The organism is Tunturiibacter empetritectus (assembly GCF_013410875.1).
GTDB lineage: Bacteria > Acidobacteriota > Terriglobia > Terriglobales > Acidobacteriaceae > Edaphobacter > Edaphobacter empetritectus.
Genome location: NZ_JACCCU010000001.1, coordinates 2798578 through 2815591, shown reverse-complemented (window position 1 = coordinate 2815591; position 17014 = coordinate 2798578). Strand labels below are relative to the sequence as shown.

Annotated in this window: 16 protein-coding genes and 1 other RNA gene; 10 read left to right on the top strand and 7 right to left on the bottom strand. The window is 58.8% G+C overall.

Annotation, left to right across the window (positions count from 1 at the left end; translation table 11 throughout):
* Position 1: 1 nt before the first annotated feature.
* From rimO to HDF08_RS11670, 4 genes are all read right to left on the bottom strand, one after another.
* Positions 2–1858: a 30S ribosomal protein S12 methylthiotransferase RimO gene (gene rimO / locus HDF08_RS11685; RefSeq protein ID WP_373563178.1), complete on the bottom strand. Its 1857-nt coding sequence runs from the start codon at positions 1856–1858 to the stop codon at positions 2–4.
* Positions 1859–1974: 116 nt separating this feature from the next.
* Positions 1975–2391 (bottom strand): OsmC family protein, encoded by a 417-nt coding sequence (locus tag HDF08_RS11680; RefSeq protein WP_179638622.1) that lies wholly within the window; start codon positions 2389–2391, stop codon positions 1975–1977.
* Positions 2392–2467: 76 nt separating this feature from the next.
* On the bottom strand, positions 2468–3259 hold the full coding sequence (locus HDF08_RS11675; protein WP_179638621.1) for a hypothetical protein: 792 nt from the start codon (positions 3257–3259) through the stop codon (positions 2468–2470).
* Positions 3260–3532: 273 nt separating this feature from the next.
* A complete protein-coding gene (locus tag HDF08_RS11670; RefSeq protein ID WP_218884553.1) occupies positions 3533–3985 on the bottom strand; it encodes a putative quinol monooxygenase in 453 nt (150 codons plus the stop codon).
* A gap of 221 nt (positions 3986–4206) precedes the next feature.
* Between HDF08_RS11670 and HDF08_RS11665 the strand changes: the two genes are divergently transcribed.
* The gene (locus HDF08_RS11665; RefSeq protein WP_179638620.1) at positions 4207–4770 is read left to right on the top strand and encodes a TetR/AcrR family transcriptional regulator; all 564 of its coding nucleotides are present in this window, start codon (positions 4207–4209) and stop codon (positions 4768–4770) included.
* Between the two features lie 57 nt (positions 4771–4827).
* Here the strand turns inward: HDF08_RS11665 and HDF08_RS11660 are convergent, their stop codons facing one another.
* Positions 4828–6288 carry a GH1 family beta-glucosidase gene (locus HDF08_RS11660; protein ID WP_179638619.1) on the bottom strand — a complete coding sequence of 487 codons (1461 nt, stop codon included), beginning with the start codon at positions 6286–6288 and terminating at the stop codon, positions 4828–4830.
* Positions 6289–6448: 160 nt separating this feature from the next.
* Between HDF08_RS11660 and ffs the strand changes: the two genes are divergently transcribed.
* The 4 genes from ffs (at position 6449) to HDF08_RS11640 (ending at position 9262) form a co-directional block, all read left to right on the top strand.
* An RNA gene (ffs, locus tag HDF08_RS11655) (signal recognition particle sRNA small type) lies at positions 6449–6546 on the top strand.
* 323 nt (positions 6547–6869) lie between these two features.
* Positions 6870–7886, top strand: coding sequence for a beta-ketoacyl-ACP synthase III (locus HDF08_RS11650; protein WP_179638618.1), 1017 nt, complete (start codon positions 6870–6872; stop codon positions 7884–7886).
* Between the two features lie 117 nt (positions 7887–8003).
* Complete coding sequence (locus tag HDF08_RS11645) at positions 8004–8576, top strand: PadR family transcriptional regulator (protein ID WP_257030989.1); 573 nt, start codon at positions 8004–8006, stop codon at positions 8574–8576.
* Entirely contained in the window at positions 8576–9262 is a 687-nt protein-coding gene (locus HDF08_RS11640) for a DUF2306 domain-containing protein (RefSeq protein ID WP_179638617.1), read from the top strand. Before HDF08_RS11645 ends, HDF08_RS11640 begins: the two co-directional genes overlap by 1 nt.
* A gap of 10 nt (positions 9263–9272) precedes the next feature.
* On the opposite strand, the gene HDF08_RS11635 is transcribed toward HDF08_RS11640, so the two are convergent.
* A complete protein-coding gene (locus tag HDF08_RS11635) occupies positions 9273–10010 on the bottom strand; it encodes a YqaA family protein (protein ID WP_179638616.1) in 738 nt (245 codons plus the stop codon).
* Positions 10011–10090: 80 nt separating this feature from the next.
* Entirely contained in the window at positions 10091–10933 is an 843-nt protein-coding gene (locus HDF08_RS11630) for a menaquinone biosynthesis protein (RefSeq protein ID WP_179638615.1), read from the bottom strand.
* A 60-nt stretch (positions 10934–10993) separates the two neighbouring features.
* On the opposite strand from HDF08_RS11630, the gene HDF08_RS11625 reads away from it, so the two are divergent.
* The 5 genes from HDF08_RS11625 (at position 10994) to HDF08_RS11605 (ending at position 16926) form a co-directional block, all read left to right on the top strand.
* On the top strand, positions 10994–11188 hold the full coding sequence (locus HDF08_RS11625; protein WP_179638614.1) for a DUF3565 domain-containing protein: 195 nt from the start codon (positions 10994–10996) through the stop codon (positions 11186–11188).
* A 59-nt stretch (positions 11189–11247) separates the two neighbouring features.
* Positions 11248–12021: a DoxX family protein gene (locus HDF08_RS11620; protein WP_179638613.1), complete on the top strand. Its 774-nt coding sequence runs from the start codon at positions 11248–11250 to the stop codon at positions 12019–12021.
* Positions 12022–12117: 96 nt separating this feature from the next.
* Positions 12118–13302: a DNA-processing protein DprA gene (gene dprA, locus HDF08_RS11615; protein ID WP_179638612.1), complete on the top strand. Its 1185-nt coding sequence runs from the start codon at positions 12118–12120 to the stop codon at positions 13300–13302.
* A 270-nt stretch (positions 13303–13572) separates the two neighbouring features.
* Positions 13573–16482, top strand: a complete 2910-nt coding sequence (gene topA / locus HDF08_RS11610; RefSeq protein ID WP_179638611.1) for a type I DNA topoisomerase — start codon at positions 13573–13575, stop codon at positions 16480–16482.
* Between the two features lie 18 nt (positions 16483–16500).
* Positions 16501–16926 carry a DUF4760 domain-containing protein gene (locus HDF08_RS11605; RefSeq protein WP_179638610.1) on the top strand — a complete coding sequence of 142 codons (426 nt, stop codon included), beginning with the start codon at positions 16501–16503 and terminating at the stop codon, positions 16924–16926.
* Positions 16927–17014 lie beyond the last annotated feature (88 nt).

The window sequence follows — 17014 nt, the reverse complement described above, 5'->3', positions numbered from 1 at the left end:
CTTATTCGAGGATGCGGGCGACGACATCGTAGTCGTGGGACTCTGTGATCTCGGCGCGGTAGAAGGTGCCGGGGACGAGGGTTTCGTGCGGGCCGAAGTCGTTGATGAAGACCTTGCCGTCGATCTCGGGGGCGTGGAGCGAGGTGCGGCCCTCCCAGAGAAGCTCGGTCTCTTCGGACTCGCCTTCGACGAGGAGGTCGATCTCCCGGCCTACCCACTCTGCCTTGGATTTAGTGCTGATCTTCTGCTGGAGCTTCATGAGCTTGCGACGGCGGGTCTGGATGGTGCGGTTGGGGACCTTTGTTTCGTCGGGAAGGTCAAAGGCCTTCGCGCCCTCTTCGTCGGAGTAGGTGAAGACGCCGAGCCAGTCGATCTTCGCCGCGGTGATGAAGGCTTCGAGCTCCTTGTAGTCGGCTTCGGTTTCGCCGGGGAAGCCCACGATGAAGCTGGTGCGGATAACAATGCCGGGGACGATGCGGCGGGCCTTGGCGATGAGGTCGAGGAAGATCTGCGCGTTGCCGCCGCGCTTCATGGTCTTGAGGACGCTGGCGCTGGCGTGCTGCAGAGGGACGTCGAGGTACTTGGAGATGGTGTCGTGCTTCGCCATCGTCTCGAGCAGGCGCGTAGTGACTTTGTTGGGGTAGGTGTAGAGGAAGCGCAGCCAGCGCAGGCCGGGGAGCACCGCGAGTGCATCGAGCAGTGTTGCGAGGCCGTCGGTGAAGCCGAGGTCTTCGCCATAGCAGGTGGTGTCCTGGCCGATGAGGGTGATCTCGCGGACGCCCTGCTTAATGAGGTTTTCTGCCTCGGCGATGATCGACGACATGCGGCGTGAGCGGAACTTACCGCGAAGTTGCGGGATGATGCAGAAGCTGCAGGGATGATCGCAGCCCTCGGCGATCTTGATGTAGGCCGACGCGCGTGGCGTGGTGAGGATGCGCGGAGTGGCGTCGTTGTAGAGATACTCGGGCAGTGCGGCGGTGGCTCCGTCCCACGACTCGCGGGAGAAGCGGCCTGTTCTCTCGCGGGCGTCGCCCTCTGGACGGGAGGGTTGCGACGCGGTTGAAACCCAGGCATCAGAATCGATGCCTGGGGCACCCAGATTTGTGTTGGAGCCCGGATTTGTGTGGACGATGTGGTCGCCGGCGTGGTTCAGCGGCTCGTCGCCGTGCGTGGTGCCGGTCTCGGCGAGAGACTGCACGATGCGGAGCTGCGGCGCGATCTCGCGGTCGTGTTCGGGGTCGGCGAGGGGGCGCGAGTGTTGCGAGACGGCGCTGGGGGCTCGATCGATCAGATTCTGTCCAGCCTGTTGCATGCTGTTCGATTCCAGTTGCGCGACTTCGCCGTCGGTCTGGGACATGCTGATGGCGTGGGTGTGGATGGTCGCCTCGGGTGTGCCCTGCGGGAGGATGTTGAAGGGAGAGTTATTGTTCGCATGGCCGCTGGGCGTGAGGCCTGCTGCGGCGAGGATGGCTTCGAGTTCGCCGGTGCCGACGACTGCATCCACTTCGGGGATGTTTTTCTGTATCTCGTCGCGGTAGCGTTCGACGAGGCAGCCGGCGACGACGATGCGCTGGGCCTTGCCGCCGAACTGACGTTTGTGCTGAACCATCTCGAGGATCGTGTTGACCGACTCCTGCTTGGCCGAGTTGATGAAGCTGCAGGTGTTGATGACGATGATCTCGGCGTCTTCGGCGCGGGGCGTGAGCTCAGCTCCATTGTGGTGGAGCAGGCCCATCATCACCTCGGAGTCGACGAGGTTTTTGGGGCAGCCGAGGGAGACGAAGCCCACCTTGGGGCGAGCAGCTACCGGAGCTTCGGTTTCGATTGTTACCGTAGGAGTCACAGCCTTATAGTCTATCAACCTTAGGCGTTCAGGCGTCAGAGCGCGTGATTTCTATAGTCAGTTCGCTGTAGTCAGTTCGCCGTCAAAATCATCATTCTGTTGAGGTTGCAGCCGGCCTAAGCTTGAAACTCTCAAATTTCGTTGGCTTCGCACTCCGTGAGAACGAGCGATCGAGGGTGTCGTAGCGTGTTCTGGATCTCGGCCACTGTGTCGGTATGACGCATGAGGTCGAGGATCTCTTCGCGAGGTGCTTTCGCGTCGACGGATGCTCGATAGGTGATGTTCTGCGCGGGCTCTCCTTCGCCCCCGAACTCCCCACTCACATGCGCCTTCACCGACGTGACGCTAATTCCGCGTTTCTTTGCCTCGCGATAGATATCGTTGCAGTAACAGGTAGCGAGTGCAAGAAAGAGCAACTCGCCGCCGTTCGCGCTGGAGCCGTAGCCCTGTAGTTTGGAAGGGACTGTCAGAGCCGATTCACGACCATCGGTACTGAGAGTGACAGTGTGCTCCCCCAGACGGTTCGTAATTCGAGCGGAGATATTCATGAGTGCTCCTCGGAAACCTTCCGTTCCATGTCGAAGAGGAGGGAATCGATGTCGCTGGCATTCGGATCTCAGTCCATCACTTTTGCACGGGCATTGGTTCTGCCGGCTGGGGTGACGAATCTATTTCAGGAGGATTCTCATCGACGATCTTGTAGTTGGCGGGGATTACGAAGATGGAGGCGGCGGGTTCGTGGCGTTCGACGTTGCCGACGGCGACGAGCTGCTCGCCGGTGCGCGGGTCGTTGTGCTTGATGATCATGTAGATGGAGAGCTCGGGGGAGTACCAGTACTCATCGACGATGGCGACGTCTTTACCGGTGGTGCTCATGGCCGCGGGGATGATGTGGGTCTTGCGGATGCCGGTGAGGGTGAGGCCGTCGAGCGGCTGGGTGCCGATATCTTCTTGTTTGAAGTAGGGATTGTTTACAGGCGTGCGCGCGGGAGTGGTGTTTGGCGGCGGGGCAGGCGGACCGGTGTAGATGCTCTCGCGGGCGATGTGCTGGAAGGGGTTGTAAAAGATATTGAGGCGACTCGACGGGTCGTAGATATGAGCGGAGAGAAGCTGGGGTTCGCCTTTGAAACTAGTGGGGACAAGCTGCCGGCGCTCGTTGTAGATGCGCCCTGAAGAGGCGCGGGCGATGTGCGCCGTGGTGGTGCGGGTGTTTACTGTGCCGTCGGGCAGGTTCTCGTGAGAGAGGATCTCGATGGTGGCGGTGAAGGGAGCGTTGGGGACGGGCGTGACGAAGATGCCGGGAACGATGGTCTCGACTCCGCGATAGTCGCGGGGCATCTGCTGCTGGTTCTGTGCGTGGGCTGGAATCGCGAGAAGAAGACTGACGACGGCGTGGCAGGAACGGAAGCAGCGCATGACAAACCTCCCGATGACGAAGAGGATAGCGCAAATAGTGTGGATGGACAGGTGAATTTTGAGGTAAAGGGCGCATTCGGCAGCTCTATGAGTGATTTGCCTGTTCGCAACAGTGAACAGGTTCAGGCTCTGGAAGGTGGCAGACCCTCGTCGACTTATGCGGACTGTGAGCGGGCGTATTCGATTCCATTGATAAAGATGTTCTCAGAGAGTTCAGTCGATCGTCTCGAGATCATGAGACGACCGACATTCTCTAATGCCATTTCGGAGGCTTTACTTTGAGGTAATTGTCTTTCCAAACATGACGCTGAATTTTCCAAACATCACATCGAGCCGATAGAGATGTGCTGGATAGGCCAGCATCTCATCCAGTTCTGCGGACCGAAGAAAGTTACTGCCGCCCGGACCGATGTCATGCGCGTTTCGTGCCGCAGTGTCCGGAAAAGCTTCAAAGATTCCAAAAGTGGTGTCGGAGAACCGGCAGCCAAACCATGGACCGGTGCCTGGTTCCTTTTCTACTCCGGCTAGAATGTCCCGGAGGAATTGTTCCACTTTGTCGCCCTTTCCGGGCTTGGCTTCAAGATTGATGTAGTACGCTTTGTGCCCCGGAGTGTTATCGACGCCACTCCGCACCCAGCCCGGGTGGACCTCAAGTTGCTCAGAGTTGGAATTGGGATTGGGACCAGGTGATATTTCGGCTTGCAGGTTTGCGGTAGCGACGGCCATGTTAGTCTCCTTGACGTTACTTTCTAGTTAAGATGCAACTCTGCGTTCGTGCGGGAGCGCTGCGCTTAATGTTGCTTGTCTTCCCGGTCGTCTACCTGCCACTTGGTAGGTATAGTAGTTAGACACTACCTGCCACTTGGTAGATTCTTAATTCGGACATAATCTTTTATTAGTCGACTCCTTGGTCGCTTATAGGGAAGTTGGCAGTGAGGCAGTGAAGTGTGAGCTCAGATTCTCGAGAGAAGATCCTGTTCGCCGCCACAAAGGTTGCGCAGGCGCATGGCTACAACGGACTCAACTTTCGTGATCTCGCGGAAGATGTGGGCATCAGGGCCGCGAGCATCTACTACCACTTTCCAAGCAAGGGTGATCTTGCAGCCGCGGTAGCGAAGCGCTATTGGGCGAACGCCGCAGCTGCTCTTGAGAGTCTGCTGGCCGAATCCGCCGATTGGGTCAGTGCCCTGCGCCGCTATCCTGAGACGTTTCGCGGGGCGCTTGAGAATGAGAACCGTATGTGCCTGAGCGGCTTCATGGCTGCGGAGTATGACGATCTGCCGGAACCTGTAAAAAAAGAGGTTCAGACCTTTGCCGATGTCAATGTAGCGTGGCTCAGCAAGGTTCTCACGGCTGCGAATGTAGTCAGCTCCGAGGAGAGCGAAGGGCGGGCTCGCGCTATCTTCGCCGCGGTTGGCGGCGCTCAGCTGATGGCGAGGAGCCGCTCGGATATCTCGCTGTATGACGCGGTGATAAACAGCTACCGCGTGGCTGGGCTTCTACCGGCATAATAGGTCGATCTGACGGGCAATCCGGAGATAATCGTCCGGCTTGCCCGTCGAGCGCATTTAAGCGAGGCCGTTGCGTGCGATGACTTCGCGGTAGAAGTGCGCGCTCATCTTGGGGGTGCGCTTCTGCGTGGCGAAGTCGACGTAGTGGATGCCGAAGCGGTAGGCGTAGCCGTCAGCCCATTCGAAGTTGTCCATCAGGCTCCAGAGGAAGTAGCCGCGGACGGGGACGCCCTCGGCGACTCCGCGATGAAGCTGCGTGAGGTAGTTGCGGAGGTACATGACGCGGTCGGAGTCGTAGACGTGGCCGTCGGGCGTGAGGACGTCGGTCGAGGAGGCTCCGTTCTCAGTGATGTATATCTCCTTGATGTTCCAGAGCTGCGCGGCGAGCTTCGGTCCCCAGTAGAGCGCCTCGGGGCCAACATGCAGCCAGGGGCTCATCATGTGCGGGTACGACTCTGGTGATGGAACGAGGTCGAAGCCGGCGTGGGAGTCGTCGGCGCGAACGTAGGTGGGGGTGTAGATGTTAAGGCCGATGAAGTCGAGCGGCGTGCCGATAGCCTTCATGTCAGCGTCCGTAAACTTCGGCGCGTCGGCACCCGCATGTGCGAGGTAGGCGTCGGTATAGCGGCCTTCCATGATGACGGTCAGGTATCCAGCGTTGATCTGACGCATAGCCTTTGCAGCGGCGGCGATGTGCTCTGGCGTTTCGATGACGGGCACGGCGGCTCTTGCATTTTCCGCCAAGCCAACCTTGGTGCCTGCTTTTGCGTGGGCGCGGATCGCCTGCACCCCAAGGCCGTGGGCGAGCACCGCATGATGACGAACCTGATTGACGCCTGCGGGTGGAAGCGTGAGGCCTGGGGCATGGCGAGGTGAGGCGTATCCGCTGACGAACGAGCTCATCTCGTTGAGGGTCATGAAGTACTTGACGCGGTCGGAGAGATGTTCGGCGACGTAGCCGGCGTAGTTCGCGAAGGCCTCGGAGGTGTCGCGCGACTGCCATCCGCCCTTGTCTTCGAGGGCTTGCGGGAGATCCCAGTGGAAGAGTGTGCAGTAGGGTTGGATATCGGCTGCGAGCAGCTCGTCGACGAGGCGGTTGTAGAAGTCGAGGCCCTTTGGGTTGGGCGTGCCGGTACCTTGCGGAAAGACGCGCGGCCATGCGACGGAGAAGCGGTAGGTCTTGAGGCCGAGGTCCTTCATCAGCTTCACATCGTCTTTGTAGCGATGGTAGTGATCGTCGGCAACGTCGCCGGTGTCTCCATTTTTAATCTTGCCCGGAGTGTGGGAGAAGGTGTCCCAGATGGATGGGCCGCGGCCGTCTTCATTGACGGCGCCCTCGATCTGATAGGAGGCGGTCGCAGAGCCCCAGCGAAAGCCTTGGGGAAATGTTCGCGCAGCAGGTGCGGAGGGAGTGACTTCAGCTAAGGCCGGGGTGGCGACGGTTGTGAGTGCGGTGGGGGCGAGTGCGGCGGATCCGAGCAGGCGGGCGAAGGTGCGACGGCTAAATCGATTGAGCAAAGTAGACCCTCGTGATATCTCAAAAATTGTAGCTGCTTCAAAGAAGAGATGACAACGACGAAGGGTGAGAGATCTGCTGAAAGTACTCCTCGAAGTTTTGCACTGGATGGAGATAGCGGCGTCAGCACAGTTCGGGTTTGAAGTGCTAAACTAGCTCATGTGCCGGGTCCTACGCGACGTAATCCCGCCAACCCCGCCAGGTCCGGAAGGAAGCAACGGTAACGGGTCATTACGGGCGCAGTAGGTCGCCCGGTGCACTATCCTCGCCTCCATGTACTTCGCCACAGCTTCCCGCGATGGCGGTAGCCCGGTGCATTATTTCGCACTCCATCTGCTTTCGCCGCAGCCTCTTGTGGTGGCACAGTAGGTCGCCCGGTGCACGATCCCCTCTTGTTCTCCCGTTTGCGACATCACGAAATCTTCCTTCGGCGGTCGAAGTGTGTCTTTTTCAGCACCCTGCTCGTCAATGCAAAGGTGACATGCGTTCGCTTCTCAGAGAGAATGGTCTCCGATGGTGAACGACGGTTCATTTTGAATCAGTTTTTTTTATTAGCTACTGCGACATTAGATGAGGTGAGAGTTTGAGTTTGACGTTGAAACCGCAGACGCGGGTACGCGCGAAGATCAGTTCGGTAGGGACCTATGTTCCGCCGCGTTTATTGACCAATGCGGATCTGGAGAAGATGGTCGCAACCAACGATCAATGGATTGTCGAGCGGACGGGAATTCGTGAGCGGCACATCGTGGACCCAGGGGTTGCGACCAGCGATCTGGCGGTGGAGGCGGCGAAGAAGTGTCTCGCGGCTCGCGGCATCGAGGCTAGTGAGCTGGAGGTGATCATCGTTGCCACGGTGACGCCCGATATGTTTTTTCCGGCGACAGCCTGCCTGGTGCAGGACAAGCTCGGCGTGAAGGGCGCTTGGGGGTTCGATCTTTCGGCGGCCTGCTCGGGATTTCCTTATGCCCTGCAGGTGGGAGCGAAGCTGGTCGAGAGCGGGATGCACAAGAAGGTGATGGTGATCGGAGCGGATGTGATGAGCTCAATCATCGACTACACCGACCGGGCGACCTGCGTGATCTTCGGCGACGGCGCGGGCGCGGTGCTGCTCGAGCCCTGCGAAGACGGGGAGATCGGGATGGTCGACTACTGGCACGAGATCGACGGCTCTGGTGCGGCGGCTTTGAACATGCCCGGCGGCGGCAGCTTGCATCCACCATCAGCCGAGACGGTCGCAGCGAAGATGCACTACGTCCACCAGGACGGGCAGGCGGTGTACAAGTTTGCGGTCCGCAAGATGGCCGAAGCTGCGGAGATCATCCTGTCGCGCAACGGCGTGGAGGGCAAGGACCTTAGCTGCTTCATCCCGCACCAGGCGAACAAGCGGATTATTCTTTCGACAGCGGAGCGGCTGGGCATGCCGGAGAGTTCGGTGATCATCAACATCGATCGGTATGGCAACACCACGGCGGCTACGATTCCGATGGCCATGCAGACGGCGCTTGAGGAGAAGCGGCTAAAGAAGGGCGATCTGGTTCTGCTGGCGAGCGTTGGTGCTGGCTTCACCGTGGGAGCCACTTTGTTGCGGTGGGAGTTCTAAAGCATAGGCTCTAAAGAATTTCGAGCGGGTGAAGCCGAGATGCTTCACCCGTTTTCTTTTAGCCTCTTCTAATAATTTTCTTGTTCAGTGTATCTTTTAGATATATATCTTGAAGCTATGAAGATGGAAGGCGGGTCGACCCCGAATGCTTTGCTTGGACTGCTGAGCCTGAGGCCGATGTCCGGATACGACATTCGCCAGATGGTCTCGCGCTCCATCGGGCACTTCTGGAGCGAGAGCTATGGGCAGATCTATCCAGGATTGAAGCGGCTTGCGGCAGCTGGTCTGGTCGAGAAGAAGACCGAGCGCAACAAGGGGAAGCCGGACCGCAACCTGTATTCGCTTACGGCGGACGGACGCGAGCGACTTCAGGAATGGTTGAAGATTCCAGTCGCGGAAGAGACGGCGAGGAACGAGTTGTTGCTGAAGCTCTTCTTCGGTGTGCACGTCGCGATGAGCGTCAACCGCGAACACGTGGCTTCGAATATGGAGTTTCACCAGAGGGCGTTGAAGGTGTACACCGCTATGGCGAAGCAGCTGCGGCGGGATAAGGCGAACGACCCGAATCTGCCCTACTGGCTGATGACGCTGAACTATGGACGCCACCATAGTGCAGCCATATTGAAGTGGTGCAGAGAGACGCTGGCGGAGTTGGATGAGATAGAAAGCAAGGGAAAAAGGAGGAAGTGATGCATGCACTCGATCCGCTGTGGGTAAAGATCTTTCTTGCGATTCATATTGCGGCTGGGGCCTCGTCGTTTCTACTCGCTCCCGTCGCGCTGGTCACGGCAAAGGGTGGCAAGCAGCATAAACGCTGGGGGATGGTCTATCTGTGGTCGATGGGGATCGTAGCGGCCACTGCGATACCGATGGCCTTCTTCTTTCCAGTGCGGTTTCTGGCCCTGGTGGCGGTGTTCAGCTTCTACTTTGCCTTTTCGGGCTATCGTGTTCTGCAGTTGAAGGAGCTGGCGCGCGGAGGAGGAGCGGAGCCGATCGACTGGATCGCCGGTATCGTCACCTTCGCGACAAGTGCGCTGTTGGCCTGGATGTCGTGGTTCCGTCCCGCCTCCATCGAGGTGATTCCGCTGGTAGGTGTGGCGTTCGGATTCATCGGAATGAGAGGCGCGGCGACCCAGTTGCTCTCGTTCGTGCGCAAGCCGAGGGAGAAGATGTTCTGGTGGTACACGCATCTGGGAAACTTTATCGGGAGCTACATTGCGGCGTGGTCTGCCTTCAGTGTAGTCACGCTGACGCGGGTCGTTGGCAATCACTGGTACGTGTGGCTGTGGCCCGTGATGGTGGGGGTGCCTGCAATCATCCTCACTACGGCGTACTACCAGCGCAAGTTTGCTCCGCGGGCAAAAGCTGCGGCTTAAAGAAGTGGACTCAGGCAGCCGTGTTGGAGTGCTTGGCGATTGCTCGCGAGCCTGGATGGACGGTGCGCGAGGTCTTATAGAGCTTCCAGAAGGCAAAGGCGCAGCTTGCGATGATTCCCGTCCAGATGACAATGAGGACAGGAGTTGCGTACTTTGCCGAAAGGCTGTTCCAAAGATGCAGGATGTGCCGTCCGTAGTAGATTCCGAGCCACGCAGCGACCGAGTGGCGCAGGCATCGGCTGATGATGAAGGTGGTAAGAAATTTTCTGCGCGACATCTTGAGCGCGCCGGCAGCGAGCACGAAGGGGCTGAGCGGCATGGGAGGCGGCAGAATCGCCGGCAGAGCCACGGAGAGGATGGCGTGATTTTCCATCCAGTCGCAGACGCGTTTGAAGATGCGCGGCGGAATGTGCTTTTCGATAAAGGCCATGCCGCCCGACTGGCCTACCTGATAGCTAAACCATCCGCCGAGTCCTGAACCGACTGTAGCGAGCAGAATTAACAGGAACCAGCTCTGATGCTGCGCGGACATCACGATGATCATGATGTCGGTGACGCCGGGCAGAGGCAGTGGAACGAAGGAGCTGTCGACGATTGAGACCAGAAAGACGCCGAACAGGCCAAAGCTGAAGAGCAGATGGAGGAAGGGACTACGCGCATGATGCGTGGAGCCAGCCGTCTGCAGGGCTGCGACGAGGCTCTTGACTGGGATCTCGATTAGGATCGTGGCAGCTGCGCGCAGGCTCATAGAGGTTAAGACGCGACCCACGGAGAAGAAGTCGCTGAAATTCTAAAAAGATTGGTGGAGCGGCGAGTATAGCAGAGGACTTACAGGAGGCGAAGATCGGGCAGAGCGGGAAGAACATCGACCTCCGCGGCGTACTGCCGAAAGAGTTTAATGGCATGCATGCAATCCGTATTTAGAACGTAGTGGATATTGCTAGAGAGATAGTGACGAATGACAGCGGGGCTCAGGTTGATTCGCGGAGCCCACTCTTCGACCAGATCTTCGATGTGCAACAGGCCGTGATTGCGCGAGGCTTCGAGGTCTTCGACGAGTTGAATATCGGTGATTCCAGGAGCCCCCAGAGACTCTGGCCGCACGGCCCACACCGCGGCGACCCAGGGTACGTTGGTGCGGATGTGCCACTCATGAGCGAGATCGAACCACTGGCATGGACCAACCACGGCCTCGATATGTTCGCGGCGTTCGAGGGCGAACAGGGCCGGATCGCCGATCAGGATCGCAGCATCTGCCTGCTGCAGCATGGCCACAGGATCGGCTGAAGCGGGCAGGAAGGCCGGATGATTGTTGGCGAATCTGCGGAAGAGAATCTCCGCATACGCGAGCGAGCTGCGAGAGGCGGTGTCGGCCGAGACCGTCTTCACTGTGCTGAAAGTGTGAGGCGATTTGATGATGAGCTGAATAGAACGAACTTCATTCAACGAAGCGATGGTGCAGCCCGGGACGACGGCGAGCTCCGGCGTAAGCGCTGCGATAGGGATGAGGCCAAGGTCGGCGCGGCCTGCGAGAAGCTCTGCGGCGCACTGCGAGGGCTGGGTGTAGTGCAGCGAATAGCGCTGTGCCAGCTCCTGCGCAAGCGGTGCGTGTTCGAAGTCCCACATCAGCGGTGCGGGATTGAGAAAGTTGATGGCAGCGACACGAAGCATGGAAGATGAAGACGAAGTGTTCAAAGGACTAGTTTATTGGATGTCAGGGGGACGCGCTCGATGCAGAGGCGGGTGGTGGGGTTTTATCAGGATGAACAGCAGCACTGGGCGGCCCGGTTGGACTGCGGGCATGGGCAGCATGTGCGGCACGATCCCCCTTGGATTCTGCGGGAGTGGGTGACGACGAAAGAGGGCAGAGCGGCGCACATCGGAAGCCTGATGGAGTGCAAGCGGTGTGACGAGGAGGATAGATAGCAGACTGGTAGTAGGATTCTCACGACGCAACCAGGTCATTCGGAAAGGGAGCAAAAAGAATGGATGGATTGTTGAAGGTCGGTCGTCTCTTCTTTGCCATCGCGCTGGTGTTCTTTGGTGTAGAGCACTTCATCTACGTCGGCGGGTTGAAGGGGCCGATTCCTGGCCCTCCGTGGATTCCGGGGCCGCACCCGATGGCGGTGCTGGCTGGAGCTGTGCTGATCGCGGTTGCAGTCTGCATTGTGACTGAAAAAATGGCACGACTGGCGGCGGCGTTTCTGGGGGTTGCTCTGTTTTTGTACGTCCTGTCTCTGCAACTCCCCAGACTTATCGCGCACCCGCATAGTCCCGATCCCTGGACCAGCGGCTTCGAGCTTCTGGCTTTGATGGGTGGTGCCTTCGTGCTGGCTCGGATCGAGACTCCGGACGGACTTAGGTTCGAGCCGACAAACAAGACCTTGTCGCATCTAGCCACCTTCGGGCGCGTTGCGTTTGCCGTCGCGCTGGTCGTCTTCGCCGCGCAGCATTTTTTGTATGCGAAGTTTGTGGCGACAATTGTCCCCGCATGGATTCCTGCGCGTCTCTTCTGGGCGTACTTCGTCGGAGTCGCGTTTGTCGCAGCTGCTCTGGCGATCATCACCAGGCAGATGGCACGAACCGCGTCAATTCTGTTGGGCACGATGTTTCTTATCTGGGTTCTCATCTTGCATCTGCCGCGCGTGGCAGCCCAACCGCGCAATGGCGACGAGGTCACTAGCCTGCTAGTTGCATTGGCGATGAGTGGTGTGTCCTTTATCCTTGCCGAGAGTTTTGCCTCCGACTCTGCCGCGTGAGATGCGATACAGTGACGGTGAGCCTCTGCCGGTCGGCGATGTTTGAAGTCGCAGACTAGAGAGGCCCGCGAAGCATACCGATGAAGAGGACCATGAATGGCTTTGGCGCAGCAGGATGCAACAGTGGTAAAGGAGCAGGCGCGTTTGGCCTGGGTGGCGTTGACGCTGACGCCGGGAATGGGACCCACAAGAATCTGGAAGGCGATGAATCGATTGGGGGCGGCGGAGCGTGTGCTGGAGGCGTCGCTGACCGAGTTAGAGGGCGCAGGGATGCCGGCGCAGTCGGCGCAGTTCGTCTTTGAAGGCAAAGCCAAAGCTGCGGCGGAAGAAGAGTTAAAGCGCGTCGCCGAAGCCGGCGGTAGTCTATTGACACCCGAAGAGGAGGCCTACCCCGAGCGGCTGCGCGAGATCTACGATCCACCGTCGGCGCTGTGGATCCGCGGCGATGTCTCTCTGCTGGCCCGACCTGGAATTGCCGTCGTTGGAACGCGTCAGCCTTCGCCGTATGGAGCGGGGATGGCGGAGTTGCTCTCGCGCGATCTTGCGAATCGGCGGATGGTCATTCTCAGCGGCATGGCTCGCGGGGTCGACACCGCAGCGCACAAGGGAGCGATCGAAGCAGGCGGCAAAACCGTTGCTGTCTGGGGCACAGGCATCGACGTCATCTATCCCAAGGAGAACAAGAAGCTGGCCGAGCAGATCGTCGCAACCGGCGGAACCATCGTAAGCGAGTACCCCCTCGGAACATTTCCCGCGCCGCAGAACTTTCCCATCCGCAACCGGATTCTGAGCGGAATGAGTGTTGGGGTGCTGGTCATCGAAGCGGCTGAGTACAGCGGAACCAGAATTACGGCGCGGTGTGCGATGGAGCAGAATCGCGATGTCTACGCTGTCCCGGGGAACGTGACGAACAAGAACGCGTGGGGGCCTAACACACTGATAAAACAGGGCGCTAAGCTCACAGCGACGTGGGAGGATATCTGGGAGGATCTGCCCTCCGAGATCAGGCTGGCCTTGGAGGATGAGCAGGCGGCGACTGGGGGAGGCTCTGAATCGAAACCGGGAGGGGCTGCATCTCTATTTAACGATACGCCGCTTCCCGAGCACGAAAGGATCGTATTCGATCGGTTGCGGCACGACGAGTCAACGCAACTGGACGAGCTGATCGAACAGTTGGAGGCAGAGTTAGGCTCTGCCGAGATCTTCACAGCGCTGTTCGAACTGGAGCTTGCAGGCCGCGTTCGGCAACTTCCGGGAAAAAATTATGTGCGGGCGTTCTGAGCCGCAGTGGCAAGGTTGATTCCCACGGCAAACCGGATGCCGCAAAGATAAACGTAAGCTCATGGTTTCGTTTGACTTGGCAGGTTATCCACAGCGTGGGTCGGCTCGCCGGTTTTGGTTGCTGTGCTATGACCTTCTCAGTTCGATTTCGTCAGTTGAGCAAACATGACAAGATGACGCGTTGGCGGAACTCGTGTTAGGTTCGCAATGGAAAAGGCAAGTGTGGAACGTTTTGCCTCGGCATTTCGTTCTGGTGGATGAAGGGAACAAATGGGTAAATCATTAGTTATCGTCGAATCGCCGGCGAAGGCGAAGACGATTGGGAAGTATCTCGGCAGTGACTACGTGGTGGAGGCCTCGATAGGCCACATCATGGACCTGCCGAAGAACGACATCGGCGTAGAGCTGAAGAAGCGGACGTTTGAGCCGACGCTGATCGTGTCTCCAGGCAAAGAGAAGGTGGTGGATCGGCTGAAGAAACTGGCGTCGAAGGCGGACATGGTCTACCTTGCGCCGGACCCTGACCGCGAAGGCGAGGCCATCGCCGCACACCTCTCCATCCAGTTGCTGCCGATGATGAAGGACAAGTCGAAGGTTCGGCGTGTCACCTTTAATGAGATCACCAAAAAAGCGGTGCAGGCTGCGTTCTTGCACGCACGGGATATCGATGAGGATCTGGTCGATGCGCAGCAGACGCGGCGCGTGCTGGATCGGTTGGTGGGCTATCAGGTCTCTCCGCTGCTCTGGGACAAGGTTCGACGCGGACTCTCCGCAGGACGCGTGCAGACCGTCGCGCTGCGGCTGATCGTCGAGCGCGAGCAGGAGATTAATGACTTCAATCCAGTGGAGTACTGGACCATCGATGCACAGCTTGAGCCGACTGCCAACAAGCAGAGCTTCACCGCACGGTTCGTCGGTGTCAACGGCGTGCCTGCTCGCGTCGCCAACGGCAAAGATGAAGAGGGCAAAGAGCTCTTTCTGTCGAACGCGCTGCCCGATCAAGAGGCCGTCGACGAGGTGGTCAGCGAACTGAAGGTTGCGAAGTGGAGCGTCCGCTCGGTCGACAAGAAAGAGCGCAGAAGCAATCCGAAGGCTCCGTTCACGACGAGCAAACTGCAGCAGGATGCAGCAGGGCGTCTCGGCTTCAACGTGCGACGCACGATGGGCGTGGCGCAGCGTTTATATGAGGGCGTGGAGATTGGCGCAGAGGGCACTGTCGGTCTTATCACCTACATGCGTACCGACTCGACCCGCGTCAGCGCAGATGCAATTGCAGAGGCTCGCGAGTTCATCGGCAAGCTGGGTGCGAAGTATCTGCCGGCAACTCCGAACGAGTATGTCGGCAAAAAGCAGCAGGTGGAGGCGCAGGGTGCGCACGAGGCGATCCGGCCGACCGGCGTAAAGTACACACCGGACTCGATCCGGAAGTATCTGAGCGACGAGCAGTACCGCCTCTACAAGCTGATCTGGCAGCGTTTTGTGTCGAGCCAGATGACGCCAGCGGTCTTCGATCAGACGACGGTAGATATTGTTGCGCAGGCAAAGCTCGCCTATGACTTCCGCGTGACCGGCAGTGTGCTCAAGTTCGAAGGTCACCTGAAGTTCGAAGAAGAAGACAAGCGCGCACGCCAGGCAGCCAAAGACAGAGCAGCGAAGGAAGAGGCAAGCGCGAAATCGCCTGTGGACGCTGATGCCGCCGCGCAGGCTGGAAGTGAAGAAGAGGATGAGACAGAAGCAAGATTGCCGGAGTTGAGCAACGGCGAGGCGCTGCGTCTGCAAAAGCTGGACCCTCTGCAGAAGTTTACCCAGCCACCGCCGCGCTTCAACGAAGCGAGCCTGGTCAAGACACTCGAAGAGAAGGGAATCGGCCGGCCCTCCACCTACGCCTCCATCATTAATACGATTCAGGATCGCGACTACGTCAAGAAGATCCAGTCGAAGTTTGTGCCAACCGAGATTGGCACCGTCGTGACGAAGTTGCTGGTGAAGAACTTCCCCTACATCTTCGACACGGCTTACACTGCGACACTTGAAGGCGAACTCGACGCAGTGGAAGACGGTACCGAACGATGGACCGATCTGCTGAGCGGGTTCTACGACCACTTCGAGAAGGAGCTGAACGTCGCCAGCGACAACATGGAAGACGTCAAGCGGATGGAGCAGAAGACCAATGAAGTCTGCGACAACTGCGGCAGCCCTCTCATCTTGAAGTGGGGCAAGTTCGGCAGCTTCTACTCGTGCAGCAACTTCACCAAAGTAAAGCCGATGACGATTGCGGCTGGCCCCTGGAAGAAGGATCCTAAAGCTGTAACGAAGAAGGTTACAAGTGCGTTTGCCTTCCCGCTGATCGTGAAGTCGACTACCGAAGATGTCGTCGAATATTCGAAGGAGGTCGGCGATGCCAAGGAGATGGCGTCGGCCATCGCCGAAGCTGCGGAACAGGGCAAGAAGGTCACGGTCGAGCCGATAAGCTGCGACTTCACCAAGGAGAACTTCGCCGCAAAGCCTGATCTGAGCGCACCCGGAGCCGACGAGGCGCCCGAGGAGGAGGCCTGCGACAACTGCGGACGCACGATGGTGCTGCGCAATGGTCCCTGGGGGCCGTTCATGGCCTGCCCCGGCTACAACGAAGATCCGCCCTGCAAGACGATTCGCAAACTGAATCAGAAGGTGCAGCAGAAGCCGCCGGTCCAGCTCGCAGAGTCCTGCCCGAAGTGCGGCAAACCGCTGCTGCTTCGCAACGGCCAGTACGGCGAGTTCGTCAGCTGCAGCGGCTATCCCAAGTGCAAATACATCAAGCAGGAGCTGCTCGACGTAAAGTGCCCAAAGGATGGCGGCGATATTGCCGTCCGCAAGACCAAGCGCGGCGACCTCTTCTACGGCTGCGTGAACTATCCTAAGTGCGACTTTGCCTCAAACCTGAAGTTGGTCGACCAGACCTGCCCGAAGTGTGACAGCGCGTATGTGCTTGAGGTCGTCAACGACAAGGGAAGTTACCTCATCTGCCCGAACAATCGCGAAGCTCTACCCAAGCGCCGCAAGAAGAAGGGTGCGCCCGAGGAAGAGCCGACGACTCCCCTTTGCACCTACCAGAAGAAGATCGCAGGACCGGCTCCCGCGCCCGTCCTCGAACGGCCCGATCCCGAGAAGACCCGGGCGATTGTCGAGAGCGTAGCTTAACTAAAGATAAGGAACGGCATGGCCACAGCAGCAGACGCAGAGTTGATTATGAAGCTGTACGAGATCCGCCGGGAAGAGACGCTCCGCAAGGCTCGGAGGTTTCTTGTCTTCGAGTTTCAACCCACGACGCTCGAGGAGCTGCGCGTGGTCTCGAGGGACCCCAAATCGGAGCACAATCCATCGTGGCGTCAGGCGCTGAGCTACTGGGAGATGGCGGCTTCGCTAATCATGCGCGGCGCGCTCGACCCGGACCTCTTTCTGGATTCGAACAACGAGGGGATTCTTCTTTACGCCAAGTTCCACCACTTCCACGCCGAAACGGAGAAGGAGAGTGGCAACCGGTTCATGGCCCAGACCGCCGCTCTGATCGACGCCTACCCCGCAGCCAGATCGCGGTACGAGGGGTTTCTCAAGAACTTCGGGCGGCCCACACCCTCCGTCTGAGTCACGACCTGAGCCATACCCGAAGACCCGAGACTTTCCCTTTTTGCATCGTTTCTGTTACAAATGCATCACGGCCCCAAGCTTCCCC